General features: G+C 37.7%; 26 protein-coding genes. 22 read left to right on the top strand and 4 right to left on the bottom strand.

Going from position 1 to position 26,769, the window contains the following annotated elements; genetic code table 11:
- Positions 1 to 216 precede the first annotated feature (216 nt).
- Complete coding sequence (dnaA, locus tag ACFO3P_RS01195; RefSeq protein WP_042528650.1) at positions 217 to 1,560, bottom strand: chromosomal replication initiator protein DnaA; 1,344 nt, start codon at positions 1,558 to 1,560, stop codon at positions 217 to 219.
- Positions 1,561 to 2,602: 1,042 nt separating this feature from the next.
- Between dnaA and rpmH the strand changes: the two genes are divergently transcribed.
- The 15 genes from rpmH to ACFO3P_RS01120 all read left to right on the top strand — a co-directional run bounded on the left by rpmH (position 2,603) and on the right by ACFO3P_RS01120 (position 18,171).
- On the top strand, positions 2,603 to 2,737 hold the full coding sequence (gene rpmH, locus ACFO3P_RS01190) for a 50S ribosomal protein L34 (protein ID WP_042528652.1): 135 nt from the start codon (positions 2,603 to 2,605) through the stop codon (positions 2,735 to 2,737).
- A gap of 154 nt (positions 2,738 to 2,891) precedes the next feature.
- Positions 2,892 to 3,239, top strand: a complete 348-nt coding sequence (rnpA, locus tag ACFO3P_RS01185) for a ribonuclease P protein component (RefSeq protein ID WP_379542115.1) — start codon at positions 2,892 to 2,894, stop codon at positions 3,237 to 3,239.
- A gap of 82 nt (positions 3,240 to 3,321) precedes the next feature.
- Positions 3,322 to 4,080, top strand: a complete 759-nt coding sequence (gene yidC, locus ACFO3P_RS01180; protein WP_042528655.1) for a membrane protein insertase YidC — start codon at positions 3,322 to 3,324, stop codon at positions 4,078 to 4,080.
- 217 nt (positions 4,081 to 4,297) lie between these two features.
- Entirely contained in the window at positions 4,298 to 4,909 is a 612-nt protein-coding gene (jag, locus tag ACFO3P_RS01175; RefSeq protein WP_193063769.1) for an RNA-binding cell elongation regulator Jag/EloR, read from the top strand.
- A 285-nt stretch (positions 4,910 to 5,194) separates the two neighbouring features.
- The gene (mnmE, locus tag ACFO3P_RS01170; protein WP_379542114.1) at positions 5,195 to 6,571 is read left to right on the top strand and encodes a tRNA uridine-5-carboxymethylaminomethyl(34) synthesis GTPase MnmE; all 1,377 of its coding nucleotides are present in this window, start codon (positions 5,195 to 5,197) and stop codon (positions 6,569 to 6,571) included.
- Between the two features lie 34 nt (positions 6,572 to 6,605).
- Positions 6,606 to 8,492, top strand: coding sequence for a tRNA uridine-5-carboxymethylaminomethyl(34) synthesis enzyme MnmG (gene mnmG, locus ACFO3P_RS01165; protein ID WP_193063767.1), 1,887 nt, complete (start codon positions 6,606 to 6,608; stop codon positions 8,490 to 8,492).
- 268 nt (positions 8,493 to 8,760) lie between these two features.
- Positions 8,761 to 9,477, top strand: coding sequence for a 16S rRNA (guanine(527)-N(7))-methyltransferase RsmG (gene rsmG, locus ACFO3P_RS01160; protein WP_193063766.1), 717 nt, complete (start codon positions 8,761 to 8,763; stop codon positions 9,475 to 9,477).
- A gap of 527 nt (positions 9,478 to 10,004) precedes the next feature.
- A complete protein-coding gene (gene noc / locus ACFO3P_RS01155; protein WP_193063765.1) occupies positions 10,005 to 10,862 on the top strand; it encodes a nucleoid occlusion protein in 858 nt (285 codons plus the stop codon).
- A gap of 274 nt (positions 10,863 to 11,136) precedes the next feature.
- The gene (locus ACFO3P_RS01150) at positions 11,137 to 11,910 is read left to right on the top strand and encodes a ParA family protein (RefSeq protein WP_042528667.1); all 774 of its coding nucleotides are present in this window, start codon (positions 11,137 to 11,139) and stop codon (positions 11,908 to 11,910) included.
- Entirely contained in the window at positions 11,891 to 12,730 is an 840-nt protein-coding gene (locus tag ACFO3P_RS01145) for a ParB/RepB/Spo0J family partition protein (RefSeq protein WP_042528669.1), read from the top strand. Before ACFO3P_RS01150 ends, ACFO3P_RS01145 begins: the two co-directional genes overlap by 20 nt.
- 729 nt (positions 12,731 to 13,459) lie before the next feature.
- The gene (locus ACFO3P_RS01140; RefSeq protein WP_379542113.1) at positions 13,460 to 14,422 is read left to right on the top strand and encodes a metal ABC transporter solute-binding protein, Zn/Mn family; all 963 of its coding nucleotides are present in this window, start codon (positions 13,460 to 13,462) and stop codon (positions 14,420 to 14,422) included.
- A 1-nt stretch (position 14,423) separates the two neighbouring features.
- Positions 14,424 to 15,188 carry a metal ABC transporter ATP-binding protein gene (locus tag ACFO3P_RS01135; RefSeq protein ID WP_379542112.1) on the top strand — a complete coding sequence of 255 codons (765 nt, stop codon included), beginning with the start codon at positions 14,424 to 14,426 and terminating at the stop codon, positions 15,186 to 15,188.
- Positions 15,163 to 16,083 carry a metal ABC transporter permease gene (locus ACFO3P_RS01130; RefSeq protein ID WP_379542111.1) on the top strand — a complete coding sequence of 307 codons (921 nt, stop codon included), beginning with the start codon at positions 15,163 to 15,165 and terminating at the stop codon, positions 16,081 to 16,083. The genes ACFO3P_RS01135 and ACFO3P_RS01130 overlap by 26 nt, the downstream gene beginning before the upstream one ends.
- On the top strand, positions 16,080 to 16,961 hold the full coding sequence (locus tag ACFO3P_RS01125) for a metal ABC transporter permease (protein WP_379542110.1): 882 nt from the start codon (positions 16,080 to 16,082) through the stop codon (positions 16,959 to 16,961). The genes ACFO3P_RS01130 and ACFO3P_RS01125 overlap by 4 nt, the downstream gene beginning before the upstream one ends.
- Positions 16,962 to 17,466: 505 nt before the next feature.
- Positions 17,467 to 18,171 carry a DUF554 domain-containing protein gene (locus ACFO3P_RS01120; RefSeq protein WP_042528678.1) on the top strand — a complete coding sequence of 235 codons (705 nt, stop codon included), beginning with the start codon at positions 17,467 to 17,469 and terminating at the stop codon, positions 18,169 to 18,171.
- Positions 18,172 to 18,211: 40 nt separating this feature from the next.
- On the opposite strand, the gene yyaC is transcribed toward ACFO3P_RS01120, so the two are convergent.
- Positions 18,212 to 18,811, bottom strand: a complete 600-nt coding sequence (yyaC, locus tag ACFO3P_RS01115) for a spore protease YyaC (protein ID WP_042528680.1) — start codon at positions 18,809 to 18,811, stop codon at positions 18,212 to 18,214.
- Positions 18,812 to 18,889: 78 nt separating this feature from the next.
- Here yyaC and ACFO3P_RS01110 point away from each other — a divergent pair, with 78 nt between their 5' ends.
- The 7 genes from ACFO3P_RS01110 (at position 18,890) to rpsR (ending at position 23,949) form a co-directional block, all read left to right on the top strand.
- Positions 18,890 to 19,909: a YkvI family membrane protein gene (locus tag ACFO3P_RS01110; RefSeq protein WP_379542109.1), complete on the top strand. Its 1,020-nt coding sequence runs from the start codon at positions 18,890 to 18,892 to the stop codon at positions 19,907 to 19,909.
- Between the two features lie 236 nt (positions 19,910 to 20,145).
- Positions 20,146 to 21,060: a mechanosensitive ion channel family protein gene (locus tag ACFO3P_RS01105; protein ID WP_193063760.1), complete on the top strand. Its 915-nt coding sequence runs from the start codon at positions 20,146 to 20,148 to the stop codon at positions 21,058 to 21,060.
- 104 nt (positions 21,061 to 21,164) lie between these two features.
- Positions 21,165 to 21,359 carry a DUF951 domain-containing protein gene (locus ACFO3P_RS01100; RefSeq protein ID WP_193063759.1) on the top strand — a complete coding sequence of 65 codons (195 nt, stop codon included), beginning with the start codon at positions 21,165 to 21,167 and terminating at the stop codon, positions 21,357 to 21,359.
- Between the two features lie 193 nt (positions 21,360 to 21,552).
- Complete coding sequence (gene ychF / locus ACFO3P_RS01095; RefSeq protein WP_042528690.1) at positions 21,553 to 22,653, top strand: redox-regulated ATPase YchF; 1,101 nt, start codon at positions 21,553 to 21,555, stop codon at positions 22,651 to 22,653.
- Positions 22,654 to 22,857: 204 nt separating this feature from the next.
- Positions 22,858 to 23,145 (top strand): 30S ribosomal protein S6, encoded by a 288-nt coding sequence (rpsF, locus tag ACFO3P_RS01090; RefSeq protein WP_042528692.1) that lies wholly within the window; start codon positions 22,858 to 22,860, stop codon positions 23,143 to 23,145.
- A gap of 15 nt (positions 23,146 to 23,160) precedes the next feature.
- On the top strand, positions 23,161 to 23,679 hold the full coding sequence (gene ssb / locus ACFO3P_RS01085) for a single-stranded DNA-binding protein (RefSeq protein ID WP_042528694.1): 519 nt from the start codon (positions 23,161 to 23,163) through the stop codon (positions 23,677 to 23,679).
- Between the two features lie 39 nt (positions 23,680 to 23,718).
- Positions 23,719 to 23,949 (top strand): 30S ribosomal protein S18, encoded by a 231-nt coding sequence (rpsR, locus tag ACFO3P_RS01080; RefSeq protein ID WP_042528696.1) that lies wholly within the window; start codon positions 23,719 to 23,721, stop codon positions 23,947 to 23,949.
- 304 nt (positions 23,950 to 24,253) lie between these two features.
- Here rpsR and ACFO3P_RS01075 read toward each other — a convergent pair whose 3' ends face one another.
- Positions 24,254 to 25,624: a CitMHS family transporter gene (locus tag ACFO3P_RS01075; RefSeq protein WP_193063758.1), complete on the bottom strand. Its 1,371-nt coding sequence runs from the start codon at positions 25,622 to 25,624 to the stop codon at positions 24,254 to 24,256.
- Between the two features lie 121 nt (positions 25,625 to 25,745).
- Entirely contained in the window at positions 25,746 to 26,231 is a 486-nt protein-coding gene (locus ACFO3P_RS01070) for a DUF1189 family protein (protein WP_193063757.1), read from the bottom strand.
- Positions 26,232 to 26,769 lie beyond the last annotated feature (538 nt).

Genomic DNA, 26,769 nt, shown 5'->3' with positions numbered 1-26,769 from the left:
TTTAGCATGAAAACATCAAAGTTTTCCACATGTGTATAACCTGTTCATAAGTGATTCACTTTTTTCACAGCATACACAGCTGCTTCCTTCTGCATAATTAAAAAGCAGGAGGACAACAAAGGCAATCCTGTTTCTATTTAGGTTTGCCTTTGTTGTGTTTTCTCTATAGGTGGATGCTCAAAAACTCCAATAAAAACGCATTTTTTTGAACATGTATTATAAGGATTTAAGTTTTTCTTTTAATTCTTCAATATCCCGATCGAGCTCTGTATCTGTTTCAAGTAGCTTCGAAATTTTTTCATGGGCGTGAATGACGGTCGTATGATCTCTTCCGCCAAATTCCTGGCCAATTTTAGGCAGGGATGAGTCCGTAAGCTCCCGTGACAAATACATTGCAATCTGTCTTGGAAAGGCAATCGATTTGGTACGTTTTTTAGCAGGAAAATCTTCCAGACGGATATGATACCGGTCTGCGACAACCTCTTGAATCGCAGGAATGGTAATTTCTTTTGGTTTATTACTTGGAATGATATCCTTTAATGCATTTGCTGCCAACGATGCGTCAATGTCTTGATTGACTAAAGAAGAATAGGCAACAACACGTATCAGCGCGCCCTCCAGCTCCCGGATGTTTGTATTGATTTGATTAGCAATATAGAGCATAACCTCATTCGGAATATCTAAACCTTCTGCTTTTGCCTTTTTATTTAAAATGGCAATTCTTGTTTCTAAGTCAGGAGGTGTGATATCGGTAATCAGACCCCATTCAAAGCGTGAACGCAAACGATCCTCTAATGTAGGAATTTCTTTTGGCGGCCGGTCACTGGAAATAATAATTTGCTTGCTTTCTTCATGCAGCGCATTAAATGTATGGAAAAATTCTTCCTGTGTGGATTCTTTTCCAGCAATAAATTGAATATCATCAATAAGAAGGACATCAATATTGCGATATTTATTACGGAAATGATTCGATTTATTATCCATAATGGCATTGATAAATTCATTCGTAAATTTTTCAGAAGTCAGGTAAACCACTTTCGCATCTTTATTATGTTCTCTTACATAATGACCAATTGCATGCATTAAATGTGTTTTCCCTAAACCGACGCCGCCGTAGATAAATAAGGGATTGTACGCTTTAGCAGGAGCTTCCGCTACAGCTAGCGATGCTGCGTGTGCAAAGCGATTTCCGGCGCCGATAACAAATGTATCAAATGTATATTTATCATTAAGCATTGACTTGGGGGAATCCGTTGTTTTTGCATCGATATTCGGTTTTGGCATGGGTTTTTGATCGGATGGCTCTTCCACAGAATCAGGAATAATAAATTTTGCATTCAGACTTGTCCCAGTAGTTTTTTCCAATGTTTGCGTAATTAAATCTGTATACTGTGTCTCCAGCCAGTCCTTTGTAAATTCATTTGGAGCAGAGATAACCAATGTATTTTTTTCTAAGTGAAGGGCTTTTGTATTCTTCAGCCAGGTGTCAAAGCTCGGCTTACTTAATTTCTCTTTAATAATGTCCAACGTGGCATCCCAAAGTTCTTCAATATTTTCCAAAGTTACTTTCACTCCTTTCGACCTGAGTTAGGAAATAGGCTTAATAGCTGACAGCAATAAAAAAGAATCAACCAGCGCATTCCATTAATATTCATCATAGAAATTCATAACTTCTATTCAGAAGAAAAAAGCCTCTCTCAATCTATTTCATGTATTAGATGGAAAGGCAGACGTATTAAAATTAAAAAAAGCGCTGTGGATAAACAAAAAAAATCATATATACGGTTAAATACGAATATAAAAGGTAATTACATTATACTATTAAAGCTAATTCCAAATAAAATATGACATATATAAACGCTATCCACAACTTTGTAGAAAACTTTATCAAAAATCAGTGGAAAGAATATCCACATCTTATCCACAATCTGTGAATAAGATTTATTTGCGAAATGATTTCCACAAACTAAAACATAAATATAATACCAAATAAAACCGAATAAATCAATGGCTTTTAAATAGTTATCCACATATTCTATCTGTTGTGTGTTTTGCTTATAAACAACACTGTATTTTGTGATTATCCTGTTTATTTTTTGTGTGGATAGAAAAAAAGAAAGAAAATATATCCGATATAAGATGTGGATAATAAGAGTGATTTCTAAAATAGAAATTCCGTGCTGGCTGTATTAATTTCTGTACTATTTTTGGAGGACACTAAAATCAATGATTAAGCTGACTTGATGTTAAAGCAAGGTGATTAGTGGAAGAAGTAAAATTAGAAGGAAAAAAGAGGATTTTATATGGAAAGGAATATATCAGCATGGTAATAATGAAAATGTGTGGCAGAGGATATGATTAATCTTTACACGATTGCTTGTCGCAGCGAACGCGAAATGATAAAATTTTATTTCAACTTTATATAGCAGTTAAAATGTCCACCGAAAAATGTGTGAGGAATAAAGATCGTTAGAATTTTATTAAATACCCGGTTGACAAAATCAATCATTTTTTCGTATAATATCAAGGGCTGTCTAAAGGATAAGTTATAAGCTATTTTAGTTTAAATATGAACTTGGAGATTCCAAGGAGGTGCACACTCATGAAAAGAACGTTTCAACCAAATAACCGCAAACGGAAAAAAGTTCACGGCTTTCGCACGCGTATGAGCACAAAAAATGGTCGTCATATCTTGGCTCGTCGTCGTCGCAAAGGACGTAAAGTTTTATCTGCATAAGCCACTGACAACTATCAGTGGTTTTTTTTCTGTATTTTAGAGGATATGCTTATTCACATAAGGTTTACATATTTTATGCTGATAAAAATGGACAAGTTAGCTGAAACAAGATGATATAGAAGATGTATACGGGTTAAATTAAAAGGTGATGACGGTGAAAAAACAATTTCGGATAAAAAAAAATGAAGAATTTCAGGCAATATTTAAACATGGGAATTCTTTCGCAAATAGGCAGCTGGTTATTTATTATAAAAAGAAAGATAATCAGGATCATTTTCGGATAGGTCTGTCTGTCGGGAAAAAAATAGGAAATGCCGTTGTCAGGAATCGGATTAAAAGGTTGTTGCGAGCGTCTTTTCAAGAGTTAGAGCAAGATATAAAACCTTGTTATGATATTGTAATCATTGCCAGAAACCCAACGAAAACAATGAGTTACGAGATGATGAAAAAAAGTCTTTCGCATTTACTATATAAAGAAAAATTATTTAAGCATTTCAAGTAAGAACAAGTTTAGGATAGAATTCGCAATGTAAATAAGCTAAAATAGCAATTATAAGCGTTGGTAATATTAAGGAGGAAATGTTTTGCGTAGAAAATACGGGATATTAGTCACATTTCTCGTGTTAGCGGTTTTTTTAGCTGGGTGTACCCAAATCGATGAACCGATTACACCTGAAAGTGAAGGAATATGGAATACAATCTTTGTTTACCCATTATCATGGTTTATAACAATGATTGCAGAATTTTTAAATGAAAACTATGGACTGGCAATTATTTTGGTAACAGTAGTTATCCGTTTACTCTTAGTACCATTAAATGTAAAACAGATCAAAAGCACGAGGGCAATGCAGGAAGTGCAGCCGCAATTACAGGAACTTCAGAAAAAGTATGCGTCTAAGGATGCGAATACACAGCAGAAATTACAGCAGGAAACGATGCAATTATTCCAAAAGAATGGGGTTAATCCTTTAGCAGGTTGTTTACCGATTCTTGTACAGATGCCAATATTTATTGCAATGTATCATGCAATCAGGCGTACGACAGAAATTGCTACACATGATTTTCTCTGGTTCCAGCTTGGAACACCAGATTTTGTTTTACCGATTCTGACAGCGCTGTTTACGTTCTTACAGCAGAAATTAATGATGTCTACGAACTCCGCAGCAAACAGTAATCCGCAAATGCGTTTACAGCTGCAGATTATGCTTTATGTCATGCCGATCATGATTGGTGTTATGGCATTCTTCTTCCCGGCAGCATTAGCGTTGTACTGGGTAACAGGTAACATATTTATGGTATTCCAGACACTTCTTATTAATAAGCCGATGATGTCAAAAAAATAATTTTTAAAATGGGGGAAGAAATTCCCCCATTATTTATAAGAAAAATAGTTAAATATTTTGCATTTTTAAAAAATCTATAAGAATTCATCAAAAGTCCTGGCTACAGTACTTAATCAGAAGATATAGCAGCCGTTTTCCCTCACAAAAGCATATATCATTTTTTGCCAAGTAAGGGAAATTACGGATACTCATGCTGTGATTAATGGAGGGGAAGCGATTGAGAGAAGTAACTGCAAGTGGTCAAACCGTTGAAGAAGCGATTCAATCAGCTCTGGAGCAATTGGGAGTGGAAGAGAATCAAGTAGATGTTGAGGTCATTGATGAAGGCAAAAGAGGAATGTTTGGTATATTTGGGTCCAAGCGTGCTTATGTAAAAGTAACGGTCGCAAAGGATCCAGTTGAAGAAACAGCTCAATTTATCAAAGAAGTTACTAGCAACATGAATCTCTCAGTAAAAGTAGAAACCGAAATAAAGGGAAACCATGTAACGTATACGATGCATCATGAAAATATTGCGAAGCTTATCGGAAAACGGGGCCAGACTTTAAATGCGCTGCAATATTTAGTTCATTTAGTCATCAATAAACAGAATGATACGTACTATACGGTAACCTTAGATGCAGAGGGCTACCGCGCGAGAAGAAAAGAAACATTAGAATCACTCGCTTTAAAAATGGGAGATAAAGCACAGAAAACGAAGAAAAAAGTGGTACTGGAGCCGATGCCGGCATTTGAACGTAAAATTATTCATAGTGTCCTGCAGGATAAGCAGGTTTCTACTTATTCTGACGGCGTCGAGCCGCATCGTCATATTGTTATAAAACCATAGATAAAAGGAAAGCCAGGGAGATTAAAATCTTTCTGGCTTTTCTTTTATATTTTAATCAACTTTCGCACCTAATAATAAGTATATATATCTTGCTATCCTGGCAGAAAGAGAATGATTAAATAGTGTTATGCACATGTGGATAACAAGGGGTTGAAAAATAAACAAAACTATTTTTGTGGATAAGTTTCTTTTTTTCTAAAACTATGTTATTCTTGATTGTTAGTGATAATAAAAATTAACGAATTAATTATAGATATAGAATGAAGGGAAGGCAGGTGAATAAGTATGGATACAGATACAATAGCAGCGATATCCACTCCAGTAGGTGAGGGGGCGATTGCAATTGTGCGTCTAAGCGGACCGGAAGCAATTCCGTTAGCCTCGGATGTGTTTGAAGGAAAGAGCCTGAAAGAGGCAGATTCCCATACAATTCATTATGGGAAAGTGATTGACCCGGAAACAAAGGAATTAGCAGAAGAGGTTATGGTTTCCGTGATGCGTGCTCCGAAAACCTTCACCCGTGAAGATATTGTTGAAATCAACTGTCATGGCGGATTGGTTTCCGTGAATCGTGTGTTAGAGATTATGCTCGCAAAAGGAGCACGTCTGGCTGAGCCGGGCGAGTTCACTAAACGTGCCTTTTTAAATGGCCGCATTGATTTATCACAAGCGGAAGCAGTAATGGATTTGATCCGTGCAAAGACAGATAAAGCAATGAATGTGGCATTAAAACAAATGGATGGACGTCTGTCGAAGCTTATTCAGACGTTAAGGCAAGAATTACTGGAAACCGTTGCCCATGTAGAGGTAAATATCGATTATCCAGAGTATGATGATGTTGAGGAAATGTCGCACACCTTGATGGAGGAAAAGACCAAAGAGGTGGGAGAAGAAATAGAGAAGCTGCTGGAAGTTGCATCGCAAGGTAAAATTTTGCGTGAGGGCTTAGCAACGGCTATTATTGGACGTCCAAATGTCGGCAAGTCTTCCTTAATGAATACCTTGGTGCAGGAAAATAAAGCCATTGTTACAGAAGTTCCAGGGACAACGCGTGATATTATTGAAGAATACGTGAATGTCCGCGGAGTGCCTTTACGTTTAGTAGATACAGCTGGAATCCGGGAAACAGAGGATATAGTAGAGCGTATCGGTGTGGATCGTTCCAGACAGGTATTGAAGGAATCTGATTTAATTTTATTTGTATTAAATTATAACGAAGCTTTGAGCGAGGAAGATAAAAAATTATTTGAAGCTGTGCAAGGTTTAGAGTATATTGTCATCATCAATAAGACAGACTTAGAGCAGAAGTTAGATTTAGAAGAAGTACGGAAATTTGCAGAAGGGAAGCCTGTCGTGACAACTTCCTTAATTGAAGAGCAGGGTATTGATCAGCTGGAGCAGGCAATTGCCAATACCTTCTTTTCTGGTGAAGTAGATACAGGAGATTTAACGTATGTATCCAATGTGCGTCATATCCAGCTGTTAAAACAGGCAAAACAGGCATTGGATGATGCTCGCGAGGCGATTGAGCTTGGCATGCCAATGGATATTGTGCAAATTGATGTGACACGTTCATGGGAGTTTATGGGGGAAATTATTGGCGATACAGCAAGTGACAGCTTGATTGATCAGTTATTCTCTCAGTTCTGCTTAGGAAAATAATGGATATGTTTATATAAAGGAAAGGAAGAAAAAAATGACTTATAACGCAGGAAATTATGATGTCATTGTTGTTGGAGCCGGTCATGCTGGAATAGAAGCAGCACATGCTTCTGCCCGTATGGGGGCAAAAACATTAATGCTGACATTGAACTTAGATATGATTGCATTTATGCCCTGTAACCCATCTATTGGCGGTCCTGCCAAAGGTATTGTCGTACGGGAAATTGATGCACTTGGCGGAATTATGGGGAAAATCATTGATAAAAGCTATATCCAAATGCGGATGCTGAATACTGGAAAGGGGCCGGCTGTACAAGCATTACGTGCACAGGCTGATAAACCAGTATATATGCAGGAAGTGAAGAATCTGGTTGAAAATGAAGAGAACTTAACGGTCCGCCAAGGGATGGTAAACTCGCTTATCGTAGAGGACGGCATTTGTAAGGGAGTTATTACAGAAACAAAAGCAGCTTATTATGCTGAATCGGTTATTGTGACTACCGGAACATTTATGCGCGGGAAAGTGCTGATGGGCGATTTAGAATATGAAAGTGGCCCAAATAATCAGCGTGTATCCATTAAGTTATCAGAAAACCTGGAGGAATTAGGTTTTAACTTAACACGTTTTAAAACAGGCACACCTCCACGTGTAAACAGCCATACAATTGATTATTCACAAACAGAAATTCAGCCTGGAGACGAGAATCCGAAAAGCTTCTCTTATGAAACAACGGAAGTGATTGAAGATCAAATTCCTTGCTGGTTAACGTATACGAATGAATTCACACATGAAGTAATTAATGAAAATTTGACGTTATCAGCCATGTATTCTGGTATGAAGCGGGGAACCGGGCCAAGATATTGTCCGTCAATTGAGGATAAAATCGTTCGTTTTAATGATAAGCCCCGACATCAAATTTTCTTAGAACCAGAAGGAAGAAATACAGAAGAGGTTTATGTACAAGGGCTATCAACTTCTTTGCCGGAGTCTGTGCAGCATGAAATGGTAAAATCTGTTCCAGGTCTGGAAAATGCAGAAATTATGCGTGCCGGCTATGCGATTGAATATGATGCGGTAGTTCCGACACAGCTGTGGCCGACATTGGAAACCAAACGTTTGCCTGGATTATTCACTGCCGGTCAAATTAACGGAACTTCAGGTTATGAAGAAGCAGCTGGTCAAGGCTTAATGGCCGGTATGAACGCAGCAGCAAAAGTAACTGGTAAAGAACCGATTATCTTAGATCGTTCCCAAGCGTATATCGGCGTAATGATTGATGATCTCGTAACGAAAGGAACAAATGAACCTTATCGCTTACTGACATCACGTGCAGAATACCGCTTATTGCTTCGTCATGATAATGCAGATTTACGTCTTACCGATATTGGCTACGACTACGGGTTAATTTCTGAGGAAAGATATGCTGCTTTCACAGCGAAGAAAGAGCAGGTGGAAGCAGAAAAGAAACGTTTAAATAAAATCGTGGTCAAGCCAACGGAAGAAATACAAAACGTGATGAAATCCGCTGGTGCTGCACCGATGAAAGAAGCAGTTAAAGCATATGATTTATTAAAACGTCCCGAATTAACGTATGAATATGTCGAGCAAATGATTGAAATTGACGAGAATATCAGTGATGATGTAAAAGAACAGGTAGCGATTCAAATTAAATATGAAGGCTATATTAAAAAAGCAAAAGAGCAAGTAGCGAGAATGCTGAAAATGGAAGACAAGAAAATACCAGCAGATATCGATTATAATGCAATCAATGGTATTGCTACAGAAGCGATTGAAAAATTAAAAAAGGTACGACCGCTTTCTGTTGGTCAAGCATCCAGAATTTCCGGAGTAAACCCGGCAGATATCTCTATTTTGCTCGTTTATATTGAACAAGGAAATATTGCCCGAATTGCAAATTAAAATAAGAAAATAGCGGCGTTATCCATACGTCGCTATTTTTCTAAATAATATACAGCGCTTTCTATTTTGATGTATCGATAATATTGATGCAGCAGGGGAGGGGAGTCACCCCTGGATGAATAAAAAAAAGAATACATAAGACTCTCGAGTGATTGATATAAGTTGAAATCTTTATTTCAACTTATATATAAAGATAAATGATGCTTGATATCGAATTTATTTTTAACAATCAGATGACCAAATACGAATGAAAGAAAAGGAGACTATAATGAAGCCAGAACAATTTGTCCAAGCATTGGGAGAAAAAGGAATAACATTAAATGAATCACAGCAACAAGCATTTCATCTTTATTTTCAGGAGCTTGTCGAATGGAATGAAAAAATAAATTTAACAGCAATTACAGAGGAAGAAGAAGTATATGAAAAGCATTTTTATGACTGTATTACTGCCGCTTTTCATACAGATATGACGCAGGAGCTGTCTATTTGTGATATTGGCGCAGGTGCGGGCTTTCCAAGTATTCCACTGAAGATATGCTTTCCACACTTAAAGGTAACTATTATTGATTCATTGAAAAAACGAATTACATTTTTAAATCATTTAGCCAATACACTGGAATTGACTGACGTTGCTTTTTATCACGACCGTGCTGAAAATGCAGGGAAAAATGATACATTCCGCGAACAATATGATTTAGTAACGGCAAGAGCAGTAGCCAGAATGTCGGTGTTGAGTGAATTATGTCTTCCATTTGTGAAAAAAGGCGGCTATTTTGTTGCGATGAAAGGATCCCAAGCAAAAGAAGAGCTGGAAACAGGAAAAGCAGCGATTGAATTGCTTGGGGGAGAAGTAGAATCGATTGATACGTTCACACTTTCCCCTGATGCAGGAGAACGCTCTATTGTTAAAATCGCAAAGAAACGGAAGACACCAAAAAAATATCCTAGAAAAGCAGGAGTGCCAAATAAAGAACCAATTGAATAGCTACTTTTTAATCTAAAAAAAGATTCACAAACTCACAAAAAGATACGCTTTCGATTATTTAAATTCATTTTATATTTTTTCAGCAGTAGGTATGGTAAAATAGAAACTGTACATATGGACTGTTCGTTGTTGTATTTATAAAAGGATAGATGCTATTATATGAATGTTGTACAGGTGAATAAACCATCTATATAATAGTAGATGAATTCACGAAGTAATTTGGAAAGATTAATAATGTTTCACGTGAAACATTATCTTTTAATTAAGAAGTAAATTAGGAATGTTAACATATGAAAAAGGAACTTCTGCTAAAAAATTGTCCGTTTTGGCGTGACAAGAGATGCAAAAGTTACCTCAAATGTTTTCGGTGGGACGCGTAATCACGAAATCTCTTCGATGGGGCGGTTGATTACAGCCCCGAATTAAATCTAAGTCCCGTTCTGTGAAAGCTCGTACAGCTTCGGGCTTTTATTTTTAATAGATTTGATAATGAATAGTTTGTTAATTTTAGAAGGTGGTGTCAGCAAGTGGTGAGTCCTTTTAATCGGATATTTGGAAAAAGCGATAAGGATCCAATTGATACGGAGAAGGTTTCCTATTCTTCAGATGAAGTGATTCAAATCGATATCGATAAAATTCAGGCCAATCGCTACCAGCCACGAACGATTTTTCAGGAAGAAAAGATAAAAGAATTAGCACAAACCATACACACACATGGAATGATTCAGCCAATTGTCGTTCGTAAACTAGATGAAGATTCCTTTGAGTTAATTGCAGGGGAAAGAAGATGGAGAGCAGTTCAGCATTTAGGCTGGAAACAAGTATCCGCAATTATTCGTGAAATGAGTGATACGGAAACAGCTTCTGTTGCACTTATTGAAAATCTGCAACGGGAAGAACTGACAGTAATAGAAGAAGCTATAGCATACAATAAACTGCTTGAGCTGCATGATTTGACGCAGGAAGCATTAGCGCAGCGTCTTGGTAAAAACCAGTCTACAATCGCTAATAAACTGCGATTATTAAAGCTTCCGAAAGAAGTGCAGGATGCTTTATTGGAAAAATTAATTACAGAAAGACATGCACGTGCTTTAATTAAGTTAAAGGACGAAGAACAGCAGCTTTTCTTGTTAAAAGAAATTCTTGAGAAAGAATTGAATGTGAAGCAAACAGAAGAGCGAATCTCTAAAATCAATGAGCCAAAAGAGGAAAAAAAGAAGCCAAAACCAAAATTCAAAGGTATTAATAAAGATGTCCGGATTGCAATGAATACAATCCGACAGTCCCTTAATATGGTGTCAGATACGGGTGTTGATGTGGAATCAGATGAACAAGAACTCGATGATTATTATCAGATAACCATTAAAATACCTAAGCAAAAATAGCAGCAGAATGAATTAGCATACCGGCTTTTCTTTGCCCATCTTAAGATTAGATGGGTATTTTGTTTTGAACATACATGATACATTTGCTCGGGTAGTATTTTGGATTGTTCTATATTAAAATTAAATTAAAAAATGCTAGAAAGCATCGTAAATTTAAAATAAATGCTATGATAGTGAATAGAGAAGTGATTGCTCAATTTTTTTTGATGAAAAGAATGAAATTTCATTTTATCAGGAAAAATTTGAACAACCTCCAACTAAGGTAGGTGTCAACATGGGAAAAATTATATCCATCGCAAATCAAAAAGGAGGCGTTGGAAAGACAACCTCATCTGTGAATGTCAGTGCTTGCTTAGCTTCATTGGGGAATAAGGTATTACTCGTGGACACAGACCCCCAAGGAAATGCAACAAGCGGGGTAGGCGTGAATAAAGCAGATGTCAGTCAATGTATCTACAATGTATTAGTAGAAGATACACCAGCAGCAGATGTCATTGTTCCCTCGAATTTAGAGAACTTAGATATTATTCCTGCAACGATTCAACTGGCAGGATCAGAAATTGAACTTGTTCCCATTATTTCAAGAGAAATTCGACTGAAAACGGCATTAAGCGAGATAAAAGACCAGTATGATTATATTATTATTGATTGTCCGCCATCATTGGGATTACTGACAATTAATGCATTAACCGCATCCGATACTGTTATGATTCCAGTACAATGTGAGTATTATGCATTGGAAGGCTTGAGCCAGTTATTAAATACAATACGATTAGTGCAAAAGCATTTGAATACAGAATTAATGATAGAAGGGGTTCTTTTAACGATGCTGGATGCACGTACTAATCTCGGTCTTCAAGTGATTGAAGAAGTGAAGAAGTATTTCCAAGATAAAGTATTTGAAACCATTATTCCAAGAAATGTTCGTTTAGGGGAAGCACCGAGTCATGGCCAGCCAATTATTTCTTATGATTCCAAATCTCGTGGTGCAGAGGTATATCTTGATTTAGCGAAGGAAGTGATGACAAATGCAGAGAGGGTTAGGTAAAGGAATTAACGCGTTGTTTCCAGAAGCTGAAAAAGACAGTAAAGATAATGTGCAGGAAATTGAATTATCTCATTGTCGTCCCAATCCTTATCAGCCAAGGAAGAGCTTTCAGGCAGATTCTATTGAAGAGCTAAAAGACTCGATTAAAGAGTACGGTGTTATTCAGCCGATTATTGTACGGAAAAGTCTTAAAGGTTTTGAAATTGTTGTCGGGGAAAGAAGATGCCGGGCAGCAAAAGAAGCTGGACTAGAGACAATTCCTGCTATTGTCCGTGAATTGACAGATGAACGCATGATGGAAATTGCGTTACTAGAAAACTTGCAACGTGAGAACCTGACTCCAATTGAAGAAGCACAAGCCTACGCTAATTTAGTAGACAGGCTGAATATTACGCAGCACGTCCTGGCTGAAAGATTAGGGAAAAGCCGTTCCCATATTGCGAATATGATTCGTTTATTATCCTTGCCCGAGGAAGTAATTGCTCATATTAATAATGGTGAGTTGTCCATGGGACATGGACGGGCATTACTTGGGTTAAAAGAACAGGAAGCGATGCTTGCTGTAGCCAATAAAATACGCAATGAGAAGTTAAATGTGCGGCAGGCAGAAAAGCTTATTATCGCTATGAACGAAAAACAAGTGAAACAACAGAAGAAGAAGCCGAAAAAGGATGTATTTATCCAGGAAAGAGAAACGGTGCTTCGTGATACGCTTGGCACAGCTGTTCATATTCATAAAGGAAAGAAAAAAGGTAAAATTGAAATTGAATTTTACAATGACGATGATTTAAATCGCATTCTGGAATATCTGGAAAAATAGGAAACAGCCGATATACTGCAAATAGCAGTATATCGGCTGTTTTTTTTTGTTAAAAAGTAAGAAAGTATAAAATGTTGAGGATACCCGCTCCAACGGATTTCATGGGGTGAGTAATCTTAGACTCCAGAAATACACTCCGCTTTTTTTTCTGCGGGGTCTTCACACTGGGACTGCGATTACTCGTCCCATCGAAACCCGTCGCAGTGGACATCTCTTTGGCAAGAATACTCGTGTTTTAAAGATCAAGCGGTATTCTTGGTTTTTCTTAATCGTCGTAAACAAGCTAGGTGTAGATGGAATGAAAGAAGTCATTTTGACAAAAAATAAAACTGTTTTATTTTATATGCTGGGAATATATAGTAAATAAAATTTCTGATGCTTAGGAAAGTTAGCTTTAGCCTAATAAGCTAAGCCTCAATATTTACGTATTCTGCTCAAAATGTAATTGCAGAGACTGTAAATTCGATTTACTGTTTGCATATATGGATGAACGAATATAAGTTAAAAAATTTTTCACATGAAAAAATATGTATTTAGATAGCTTAATTATTCTGAAAATGTCTTTCAAATTAACTATATAAACGTTTAATGGAATTTAATGTATTAAATGTTTCCCGATGGAAAAATAGTAGACTAGATAAAATTTACTTGACAAAACGAAATACAATGCATAAAGTAGGGATTAGATAATAAAGTTTGCCTTATGCAAAAAACGAGGGAGGAAGAAAGATGAAGAAAGCTTGGAAGAAAATACTGGGCTTTGCTATACTAACGGGAGTATTCGTTTTAGCAGCTTGCGGCTTAGACAGTGAGGAAGAAAACGGAAGCGGAGGCGCATCAGGTGACAAGCCAATTGAAATTGTCACAACAATTGCGCAAATCGGGGAGCCGATATCCCAGATTGGCGGGGATCTAGTAAATGTAGAGACGTTAATGGGGCCTTCTGTAGATCCGCATTTATATGATCCAACACAAGGGGATATAGCTACGTTATCAGAAGCAGATGTCGTCTTTTATTCTGGATTACATTTAGAAGCGAATATGGAAGAACCATTAGAATCAATCAGCTCCGAAAAACCAGTGTTAGCAATTGGGGAAACATTGCCTGAGGATGTTCTTTTAGAAGATGAAGAAGAGCCGGGAGCTCCAGACCCACACATATGGTTTGATTATAATCTGTGGCAGGACGCATTAGATGCTGCGGTAGAAGAATTAAAAGAGTATGCTCCTGAGCATGCAGATGAACTGGAAGAGGGAAAACAGGAATATTTTGCACAGCTAGAAGAATTAGATGAAGAAGCAGCAAAATTACAAGATATCCCTGAAGCGCAGCGCGTGCTTGTAACGGCACATGATGCATTTAATTATTTTGGTCAGCTGCACGATATGGAAGTAGTTGGTCTGCAGGGGATCAGTACAGAAAGTGAAGCCGGTGTTTCTGATGTGAATAATACCATTTCTATTATTGAAGAACATGAAGTTCCAGCCATATTTGTAGAAAGCAGCGTGAATCAGGACACGATTAATGCAGTTATTGAAGGAGCTTCCAATAATGGGATGGAAGTAGAAATCGGCGGAGAACTATATTCTGATGCAATGGGCGAAGAAGGAACAGACGAAGGCACATACATTGGAATGTATAAGCATAATATAAATACAATCTATGAAGCATTATCTGGAGGAGATGAGTAAGGTGACATCATCTGTAATACGCGTAGATGATTTATCAGCTTCTTACCAAAAAAATAAAGTATTGAATGATGTAAGTTTTGAAGTGAAAGAAGGAACGATTACAGCGATTGTCGGTCCTAACGGTGCCGGTAAATCGACATTAATCAAGACCATGTTAGGACTTCACCCCAAGCTGACAGGAAATGTCAGATTTTGGGGCAGTCCTTTTAAAACTGCAAAGAAGAAAATTGGTTATGTCCCTCAACGCGGATCGGTTGACTGGGATTTTCCAACGGATGCATTGGATGTAGTAACCATGGGACTGTATGGAAAGATTGGCTGGTTTCGTCTTCCTTCTAAAAAAGATAAAGAAAAAGCAATGAATGCCTTGAAGAAAATGGGTATGGAAGCTTATGCACATCGTCAAATCAGTCAGTTATCAGGAGGGCAGCAGCAGCGTGTATTCTTAGCACGTGCACTCGCTCAGGATGCTGAGCTATACTTTATGGATGAACCTTTGGCAGGAGTAGATGCGTCTACGGAAAAAGCGATTATGACTATTTTGAAAGAATTAAAGAGCAATGGCAAGACCGTGTTGGTTGTCCATCATGATCTGCAAACCGTCCCAGAATATTTTGACCATGTCTTATTTTTAAATAAAACCGTATATGCTCATGGGAAAACTGAAGAAGTGTTCACAACGGATAATATAGCGACAACGTATGGTGGAGATATGCAATGGGTTGGAAAGGGAGATCAATATGTTATCCAATTTTCTTCACATTAATACGCTATGGGTGATGGCAAGTACCATGATTTTGGGTATCGCTGCAGGGGGAATCGGATGCTTAGCTTATTGGAAAAGACAAAATCTGATGAGTGACGCCTTGTCCCACGCAGCATTACCCGGTGTTGTAGTAGCTTTCTTGATCATCCAGGAAAAAAATTTATTATTACTTGTTATCGGTGCAGCACTCAGTGCGCTTTTAGGAGCCTTTTTTATTCAATGGTTTTCGAGCGCGACAAGAATTACGGAAGACACTGCTATGGGAATGACGTTATCCGTCTTTTACGGAGTGGGTATCATGCTTTTGGCGATTGCCAACCGTTCTCCCGGCGGGAATCAGAGCGGATTAAATAACTTTATCTACGGGCAGGCAGCGGCAATGGTTCGTTCCGATGTCATCACAATGATTGCACTGGCATCGATTGTTATTTTGATTATATTCCTTGCTTTCAAGGAATGGAAATTATTTTTATTCGATGCTAACTTTGCTAAAGGTGTCGGAATGTCCATACGCGGCATGAACGTGCTGTATACTATCGTGCTGGTAACAACCATTGTTATTGGCATCCAGGCGGTTGGTGTTATTTTAATGGCTGCGATGCTGATTATCCCGGCTGTGAGTGCGAGATATTGGACGCATTCCTTTAAAATGATGATTTTACTTTCTTCTGCAATAGGGGGCTTAGCTGGTGCGTTTGGTACATGGGTAAGCTCCACAGGAAGCGGATTGCCGACGGGACCCTTTATCGTCCTCACTTCCTCCGCTGTTTTTATCATTTCCTTATTGTTTGGAAAGGAAAAAGGGATTATTATCAATTTCATCCAATTTAAAATGCAGCAGCGGGCATCTCAAAAAAAGCATCCATTAGCAGCTGAAAAAGGAGGATCACAATGACTTATACGATGTGGATTATTTTAACAGCATCTCTTGTGGGTCTTTCCTGCGGCTTAATCGGTGTATATCTCATTCTGAAAAAACAGGCGATGATGGCAGATGCAATTAGCCATACGGTGCTGCTTGGGATTGTATTAGCTTATATGGTAACACAGCAGTTATCAGGAACCGCAATGCTTGTAGGCGGTATTTTTGCCGGCATTCTTACTGCATTCCTTGTGCAGTCCCTTAATAACTTGAAGGTACAGCACGACGCCTCCTTGGGAATTGTATTTACAACCTTGTTTGCCATTGGCGTTATTTTGATTTCCACCTCGGTGGGGAATGTGCATTTAGATGTGCAGCACGCATTGATGGGAGAAATTACGTTTGTTCCATTCACAACGATGGATATTCCGTTGATCGGATCAGTACCTAAAGCTACTGCAATCCTTGCGCTTGTGTTAATAGTTTTGATTTTCTTTATTATTGCCTTTTATAAGGAATGGAAAATTACTTCTTTTGACCCGGCGCTGGCAGCAAGCATAGGTATACCAGTGATTTTCTTTCACTACTTATTTATGACACTTGTGTCGGTAACCACCGTTGCTTCTTTTGATGCAGTCGGTGCCATCCTTGTGGTTGCGATGCTCATTACTCCAGCAGCAGCTGCTTACTTATGGACAGATAAATTAATCTTGATGCTGTTTTTAAGCGGTGGATTTGGCATCATATCTGCTGTTGCAGGATATTGGGTAGCTACGTGGCTGAATACATCTATTTCCGGATCCATGGCGCTTATGACAGGCTGTATCTTTTTTATAACCTTCCTGCTCTCGCCAAAGCATGGTCTGATCTCGAGATGGGTCCGGCCGGCAGAAGTCAGGGAAGAGGCGTAAAAGTTTTTTGTAAAGGAATTTCGTATCTGAAAGAGGATATGGAATTCCTTTTTCTATTTGCTGGATAACATGGGACGTCGATTTAGAAATCTGTAAAATGAGTCAGGTACCTGTAAGTACACTTAATCAATTCTCAAATGTATCTAAATATGGTACCTTATCAACTTATTAGCGGAAGAAAAGGGATTGCAAATGAAACAAAATTTGATTATAATGCTTTTTAACTCTTTGTTTGAAATGAATAGCTGAAAAGAGAACATTTAATCTAGCGGGAATGAAGAAAGAATACATCCCTTTTTATTATATATTTTAAAAGATAAAACATAGCTAGATTATGATGATACCCCTTTAAGTCAATACATATAGTGCTTTTAGGAAGAATGTTTCACGTGGAACATTATCTACATAAGAGGGGCCCTGTAAAACATTATCTATTGTGGTTTTACAGCCATATGAGAAGGTTTATTTGTCTCATTAAAAAACTCATAAAAATAGGAGGCAGGTAGTGGCTTTATTCGGAACAATTATTAATTTCGCATTTATTATTATTGGAAGCATCATCGGTTTATTTTTTACAAAAATTCCGGAACGGTTTAAAGAGACGGTGATGAACGGGATAGGACTGGCTATTGTTTTAATTGGTCTGCAGATGGCATTACAGACGGAACAGATTATTGTGGTCTTATTAAGTTTATTATCTGGAGCAATCATTGGAGAAGGGTTAAAGATTGAAGAAGGCTTAAATCGTTTTGGAAAGTGGATTGGCTATCGTTTTGCCGCGAATGAGAATGATACAAGCATCTCGCAAGGGTTTGTAACAGCTTCTCTTATCTTCTGTGTTGGAGCAATGGCGATTATCGGTGCTTTAGACAGCGGCATTCGCGGAGATCATGGTATTTTGATTACCAAAGGAATCATTGATGGATTTACAGCACTTGTGTTAACGACTACCTTAGGCATTGGTGTGATCTTATCAGCCATTCCCGTTGTGCTTTATCAGGGAACGATAACGCTTTTGGCAACCCAAATTGACAAGTGGGTGTCGGCCGCTTTTTTAGATGGATTAATTGTCGAGTTGACTGCAGTCGGCGGTCTGCTTATCCTGGCAATTGGCTTCAATTTATTAAATATCACCAAGATTCGCATCGGGAATTTACTGCCAAGTATTTTGACAGTAGTCCTTGTTTACTATCTTTTTACTTTATTCTAGAACGAAAAAAATCGGGCAGAGAGAGCCCGTTTTTTTATGCTTAAATCATATTTTTAACTGTATTTATATGCCGGGAATAAGTTAATTGTCTGTCCACCTGTTTGAGTATGCCTGCTACTTCTAAAGCCATATCCATGACGAGTGACAGGCGGGTATTTTGTAAAACGGTTTGTTCCATAAATCCGCTGACATTGACAACCCCTGTAATGTTCATATTGCCAACCTGAGGGAGCTGTTTGTTTAATGCAAGACCAGGCTTTAAAGGCTTGTTTTCAGCAATTATACTTCCAACAGAGCTGCTTTTGCCCAGGCATGCATCAATGGCAATCAGATAAGGTTTCTCGTGATTTTTATAAATGCTTAAGAGGGATTCTTTCAGGTTAACCGCATGAACCGGCTCATGAATCGTTCCATAAACATGTAAATTTCTGGGACGCATTTCCTCGAAATACATACCAGCGAGCGGGCCTAATGCGTCTCCTGTAGAACGATCAGTACCAATGAAGACAGCGATATAATCAACAGCTTTCAAAGGAAACCAGGGCATGATTTGATTAGATAATGTTTTGGCTATGTCGGGTTCTTGATAATTTGCTCTAAAATGGTTTGATTGTATGCGTAAGCTTGTTTTTAGATTCATAGCAGTTCCTCCAAAATCATATTGTTACAGTATACGGTAATTTACGAAGAACTATACGTATGAATTGGAGGAAATACCATGTGGAGAAGAGGCCTGCAATGGACGGCATTAATCCTTGGTGCAACGATTGGTGCCGGATATGTATCAGGAAGAGAACTGTGGCAATTTTTTGGGCATGAAAGCGGACTGGCTATTGTGTTATTTTCTTTTCTATTTTCATTCTGCTGTTATGTGATTATGGCAATCAGCTACCAAATGAAAAGTGAAAATTATTTACCTGTTTTAGAAATAATTGCTGGAAAAAAGCTGACGAAGGCATTTGACGGATTAATCCTTCTGTATCTGTTCACCACGACGATGATTATGATCGCGGGAAGCGGGGCAACGGGACAGGTATTTCATTTACCATACCCGGTCGGCATCGGAATTACTGGAATTGTACTTGTATTGTTATTTATTAAGGGAATAAACGGGTTATTGACTTTTAATGAACTTATATTGCCTATTTTGATTGGCGGGCTTTTGTATGTGTTAGCAATGTATGTTTCCAATCAAAATTTACAGCTGTTTGCATATTGGCACGAGCAGCGAAATTGGTTTTCCGCCTTTCCCTTTACAGCATTAAATATTCTTCCGCTGATTGCAATTTTAGGAGCGATTGGAAATAAGGTGAAGGGAAGAGGAGAAATTATTATTTGCTGTATTGGGACAGGGGTATGCTTAGGAATTGTTTCGTATATTTACAATAGTAGCTTGATTCAAATCGCGGATGAAATTATTCTTTATGAGATTCCCTTATTCGCTATTTTAAAAGAATTTCCATTAGGGATGATTCTATTTATGTCTATCCTTCTTTGGCTGGCAATCTTTACAACCGCCGCTGCAGGGATGCTGGGTATCGCAACCAGGGTGCAGTCATTTTTAAGAGAAGAAAAGCCAATGTACCTGATTGTACTTATTTCGGTATTGCTTATGCTTCCATTAACAGGATTTGGTTTTGCTAATTTGGTGAATTTCCTCTATCCGCTATACGGTATTCTAAATTTATATATTTTAGCCAGACTGTTAACCTATCCGTTATGGAAAAAAACAAAATAATACTTCATTGATGAATAACATGTATATAACTTCTAAATAAAGGACTGTTAAAAAAATGAAGGTGTCAGAGAATAGTATAATCCCGATGTCATCTCAATTTATAAATAAAAAACTTGCAAAATATAAGATATATATGTTTATATTTTTGCAGATGGGAAAAACATTATGGTAGTATTTTTTAACATCCAATAATAGAAGAACTGTTTTATTGAGAAAGTGAAAGGAGTTATATACGCATGAACTTGAATTTTATAAGTCATCAATTTGACAGGTTATGGGATTATTTCAGCAATCCTGAATTGTGGTTAACCATTTTAGGAGGGGCCATCCGGATTGCTTTAATTCTTCTTATTTCTTGGCTGGTTGTCCGTATCGTGCGGAAAATAGTAGATAAATTATTTGTACAAAGGCAGCATGGGCCAATAAAGATTCCGAAACGCCGGGAAGATACACTGAAGAAATTGATTAAGAGTGTCGTTGCATATGTTGTTTATTTTATGGCACTTGTTATGATATTGGAAGTCTTTAACTTTGAAATTGGACCATTGTTAGCCGGCGCTGGTGTTGCAGGTCTGGCAATCGGTTTTGGGGCACAGAACCTTGTGCGTGATATCATTACTGGCTTCTTTATTATTTTTGAAGATCAATTTTCAGTAGGTGATTATGTGTTAGCTGCTGGAATAGAAGGAACAGTGGAAGAAATTGGACTACGCACGACAAAAATTGTTTCCTGGACAGGAGAACTGAACATTGTCCCTAACGGAAATATTGATCAGGTAATCAATTATTCATCTCGAAATGGTCTTTCTGTTGTCGATGTAAATGTGCCGTATGAAAGTGATATCGCACATGTAGAACAAATTATTCATGAAGTAGCAGAAACACTGCCGGAAAAATATGATTTTATTTTAGGTGTCCCAGAGATTATCGGTGTTCAAAATCTGGATGTTTCTCATTTCGTTGTTCGTATTATTGCAGAAACAGAGCCGGTCTTCCAATGGGCGGGAGAACGGAATATCCGTAAAGAGGTTCAGGACAAGCTATATAAATCCGGGGTTAAAATTCCTTCTCCTCGTATTGTTGCTTATTCCGAGCAGGAAATGGATCAATTAACACAGGAACGTCAAGAACGTCGGCAAAATCGAGGATAATCCTCCTTTAAATTTGCTATAATGTAATGTAAGAAAAGCGCTGCGTTTCCGTTAAAAAGGTTCTTGGAGCCAGACAGCATTATTTCAAAAAAGGAGCAGGAGTTATGGATAAAAAATTTGATTTGCGTGACGTTGTCCAAATGAAAAAGCCGCATCCATGCGGAGAGAACCGATGGCAAATTATCCGGATGGGGATGGATATCCGGATTAAATGTCTTGGCTGCGGGCATAGTGTGCTTATCCCGAGAAGAGATTTTACGAAGAAGATGAAAAAAGTTCTAGAAAAACACGAAGAATAGTAAAAAATGATCTTACTGATGAAAAGACAAGACAAAAATAAAAAATTCCTTAGAAGAAAACTCAAAATGGGGTCAGACAATGGCCCTGTTTTGAGTTTTCTCATGCTTGTCTTTTTGCAGCGGACTATCTATAATTGGAGTTACGAAAATGTTCATGAACGAATTAAGTCCTTAAGGAGTTGGAAAAAGTAATATGGCATTAACAGCAGGAATTGTCGGCCTTCCAAATGTAGGAAAATCTACCTTATTTAATGCAATCACGCAGGCAGGAGCGGAAGCAGCAAACTACCCATTTGCTACAATTGATCCGAATGTAGGGATTGTGGAGGTTCCAGACGAACGTTTAAATAAATTAACAGAGCTTGTAAAACCAAAGAAAACAGTCCCGACTGCATTTGAATTCACGGATATTGCCGGAATTGTGAAGGGTGCAAGCAAGGGGGAAGGACTAGGAAACCAATTTTTATCTCATATCAGACAGGTAGATGCGATTTGTCAGGTTGTACGCTGCTTTGAAGATGAGAATATTACACATGTTTCCGGAAAGGTCGATCCAATTGATGATATTGAAATCATTAATCTGGAGTTGATTTTAGCAGACTTGGAATCGGTCAATAAACGATTTCAGCGTGTAGAAAAACTGGCGCGTCAAAAGGATAAAGAAGCATTGGCAGAGTATGAGATTTTAAACAAAGTAAAAGAAGGCTTAGAGAACGATCAGCCGGTACGTGCTTTAGAGTTTACAGAGGAGCAGGAGAAAATAGTTAAAGGACTGCATCTGTTAACGAGTAAACCTACCTTATATGTGGCCAATGTAAGCGAAGAAGAGGTAGCAGACTCTGATTCAAATGAAAATGTTCAAAGAGTAAAAGAATATGCAGCCAATGAGAATGCAGAAGTAATTGTGGTCTGCGCACGTATTGAGGAAGAAATAGCTGAATTAGAACCGGAAGAGAAAGAAGAATTCCTGGAGGATTTAGGTATTTCTGAATCTGGTTTGGATCAATTAATTAAAGCATCTTATAATTTACTTGGACTGGCTACATATTTTACAGCCGGTGAACAAGAAGTGCGAGCCTGGACTTTCCGTCAGGGTATCAAAGCACCTCAGGCTGCAGGGATTATCCATACTGATTTTGAACGAGGATTTATTCGTGCAGAGACCGTATCTTATGATGCTTTAGTAGATGCAGGCAATATGGCGACAGCAAGAGAAAGAGGTCAAGTGAGACTGGAAGGAAAAGAATATATTGTTCAAGACGGTGACGTTATTCATTTCCGATTTAATGTGTAAGTGTATTTTCTAATTATAAGCTGGATAACAGTAAATATTTAAAAATAAACGTAATCAGGTTCTCTCGAAGGCTTGTCATAACATAATTTATTTGGTATAATGTCCAAATGTGAGTAATTAAAAAATTATTCCTTGCTCTTATATCTGTGATTCATACGGAGTTGCAGAGAACAGAGCCGCTAAGACCAAAAGGAGGTGTAACGGATGAGAAAATACGAAATTATGTACATCATCCGCCCAGATATCGAGGAGGAAGCACAAACTGCTTTAATCGAGCGTTTTAACAAAATCCTTACTGATAACGGTGCGGAAATCGAAAAAGTTGATGAAAAAGGCAAGAAACGTCTTGCATATGAAATCAATGACTATCGTGATGGCTATTATGTTGTTATCAATTTCCAAGGTGATGAAAATGCAGTAAATGAATTTGACCGCCTAGCGAAATTCAACGATGATATTATTCGCCATATGGCAATTCGAGATGAAAAATAATAAGGAGTGGTTCTGATGTTAAATCGTGTCGTATTAGTTGGCAGATTAACGAGGGATCCTGATTTACGCTATACACCAAGCGGTGTGGCAGTAGCTAATTTTAATATTGCTGTGAACAGACCTTTTTCAAATCAACAGGGAGATCGCGAAGCAGATTTTATTAACTGTGTCGTTTGGCGCAGACCTGCGGAGAACCTGGCGAATTATATGAAAAAAGGAAGTTTGATTGGTGTAGATGGCCGTGTACAGACACGTAATTTTGAAGGCCAGGATGGCAAACGGGTTTATGTAACAGAGATTGTTGCAGATAGTGTTCAATTCTTAGAGACGAAAGGTTCCCAAGGGGGCGGACAGTTTCAATCGGATGGATACCAGAACAACCAAAATAATCAGAACCAATATCAGCAAAATCCATTTTCATCAAATCAAAATCAAGGATTTAATCAAAACCAAAATCAAAATACAAGTCAGGAAGATCCATTTAAAAACAATGGAGAACCAATTGACATATCAGATGATGATTTACCGTTTTAAATCATTTTCACTAAATTAATTTAAAAGGAGTGTATTCACATGGCAGCTCGTCGCGGACGCGCAAAACGTCGTAAGGTGTGTTATTTCACAGCAAATGGAATTACACACATTGACTATAAAGATGTAGATTTGCTAAGACGTTTCGTTTCTGAACGTGGAAAAATTCTTCCTCGTCGTGTAACTGGAACTTCTGCAAAATATCAACGTAAATTGACTATTGCAATTAAACGTGCTCGTCAAATGGCTTTATTGCCTTACGTAACAGACTGATTAAAAAATCCCTCAAGTTTTAATGGACTTGAGGGATTTTTTATGTCTTTAAAAGGGCATAGAAGCCCTTTTGGGGATACTCACGTCATGTAGGCAGACAGGGAGGGTCATTTCATCCAGTAGAAGTTTATTAAATAACAAAATAAATACGATTCAGGCAAGCATAGAAATAATAATAATAAAAAAGGGATCTACAGCCTGTCTTTTTTATTTCTCTTCTAGCCTCTCCTCATAAAAAACGCTTCAAGTACAGGCAAATACGTAGCTGTACTTGAAGCGTTTATATGAATTTATGAATCTAATATTATAGAGTAACCACACCAATTAATACAGCAATGACTAATAGAACGATACTGAATCCCCATAACCAGAAGAAAGAGTATTTGATATGTTTCCCCATGTTAGCTGACGCAAGTCCAATTCCTAACCATAATGCAGGAGAGAAAGGACTTACAAATGTTCCAATGATGTTACCAATCATCATAGCGTATGCGGTAGATACAGAATCAATCCCTTGGGAGCTCGCAATCTGATCCACAATCGGCATCAATGCAAAATAATATGCGTCAGTACTGGTCAGTAAATCTAAAGGAACACCGAAGATACCAACAATAATGTGTACAATAGGAACAACAAATGCTGGCATGATAGCAATTCCGGCAAGTGCAATTTGTTCAAGCATGCCTGATTCGTTCAAGACCCCAAGGAATACTCCGGCAGCTAAAATAACTGCTGCCATCATTAAGGCATTAGGAGCATGGGCTTTGACACGGTTCATTTGATTATCGACGCCCTTGTAATTCAATGGAAGGGCAATCGCTACACCAATCATAAATGCATATTGAGGAGCCAGTAAACTAGCCATCATGGCCCCTAATACCAGAACCGTAAGAACAAGGTTTGCCGCGTTTCTCCATGCTAAATTTCGCGGCTGTTCTTTCGCCTGTGCCATTTCTTCATTTTGTCTTTTCGTAAAATTGTCAGCAATCGCAAGAATATTTACGTTTTCACTTAAGGTGATTTCACCAGCCGCCACTTTTTTACTGATTTTCTTTTTCTCACGAATTCCGAGAAAAGCAGCCAGTACTAAAATTAATACAGCTCCAATTGCCTGTATCGGAATAAGCGGCAGGTAGAAGTCAATCAAATCCATATCAATAACGGTTGCTGAACGTGCAGCAGGCCCGCCCCATGGAATCATATTGATAACACTTGCACTTAAAGCAACTAATAATAATAATAAATAACGGCTCATATGTAGTTCTTTATATAAAGGAAGCAACGCTGGAATACAGAGAAGGAAGGTAGATGCTCCTGCCCCGTCAAGTTGTGCAATCATTCCGATAACCGCGGTTGCCATGGCTACGATGATTACGTTCCCCTTTGTCATTAAAATCATAAAGCGTATGAAAGGATTAAATAAACCACTATCCTGCATAATACCAAAATAGATAATGGCAAAAATAAACATGATTACAACGCCCATTACTTGATCAGAACCAGCTGCTAAAAATCCAGATAGTTCCTCAAAATTAAATCCGGCTATAAATGCTCCTATGATTGGAATGATCGTCATTCCGACAATAGGGCTGATTTTATTTGAGATAAGCAAACCTACAATTGAAAAGATAATAAGCAGTCCAACAATTGTAAGCCAAACAGAAATATCTTCCATAATAAACCCCTTTTCTTTGCAAACGCTTTACAAATTACTAAAAAAATGCATAATAAAACTATAAAACGTTTACAGATTAATTTCAACAATTTATTTGTTTAAATATGTAGAAAAATGTCATTTAACGGAACCTTTTCTGTGGGTATAAAAATACCATCCGCACCAGCAAAACTACTGGATAAATAAAAAAGATGAATAAAAACCAATCTGGAATGGACCAAATAAACGAGAATAAGGTAAAAATCAGCATCGGAATCGTCAGTGAACAAGCAGTCAACTTCCAAAGTGTGCCGTAATAGAGCTTCCGGTTGGCCAGCCGGACAATCCCTCTGCCGAGATAAGCGATAAATGAAATGACGCCCAGCAGCAGAATAGATAGAATTAAGTAATAAAACATAAAGAAATAAATAAGCTGAAAGATAATATTCATTTCTCCTCCTAAACCGCTCCAGCTTGTTAAACGGGAAATTAGTTCAGGCAGGGATGTCACCATAAATAAAATGAAAAGGTAAATCATAATTTGATCCATCCCGATTCGGTTAATCTGAAACATAGCTTTTTTTTGTGGAAGAAAAAGACTTTCTTTGAGTATTTTTGTGAATTTCATTATTATCATCCTTTATATTGAAGTAGAAAAAGTCTTCTCCTCTAAAAATTATGAGCAAATAAAGAGCTTCATATTGGATTAAGAGAAAATATATACCGTTCAGAAACCAATGGAAAAGATATGATTTAATCTACTTTTAGTTGGCAACACTATTATTATATAGGAGTTAGCTTTTAGTTGGCTAAGAATACAGCGTTATTCGACAAATTTCCCGGGAAATAATATGAAAATTCATTTTCAGTGTAACTTACCCTCATTTAATTGCATACATAGAGCGGTGATACTCCCTGAGCATAGTGAACACCACCGTTACGCCCTCTTTTGAACAAGGTACTATACAAGCCTTTCTGCTAAATTCATGTTATCATAATAGAATATGTGTTGAATTATCATATTGCCATTTAAACCCATAAAAATGGATGTGATTAAACAGGAAAGGATACAGCTAATTGGATTAATTTTGATGTATTTTTTATAGAGGAGAAGAATTTAAAACATCCTCTACTATTATTTAATTTTGTTAGAACGAGGTGCAGTA

This window comes from Oceanobacillus aidingensis (genome assembly GCF_042654105.1).
Taxonomy (GTDB): Bacteria; Bacillota; Bacilli; order Bacillales; family Amphibacillaceae; genus Oceanobacillus; species Oceanobacillus oncorhynchi.
This window is presented reverse-complemented; position numbering and strand designations above follow the sequence as displayed.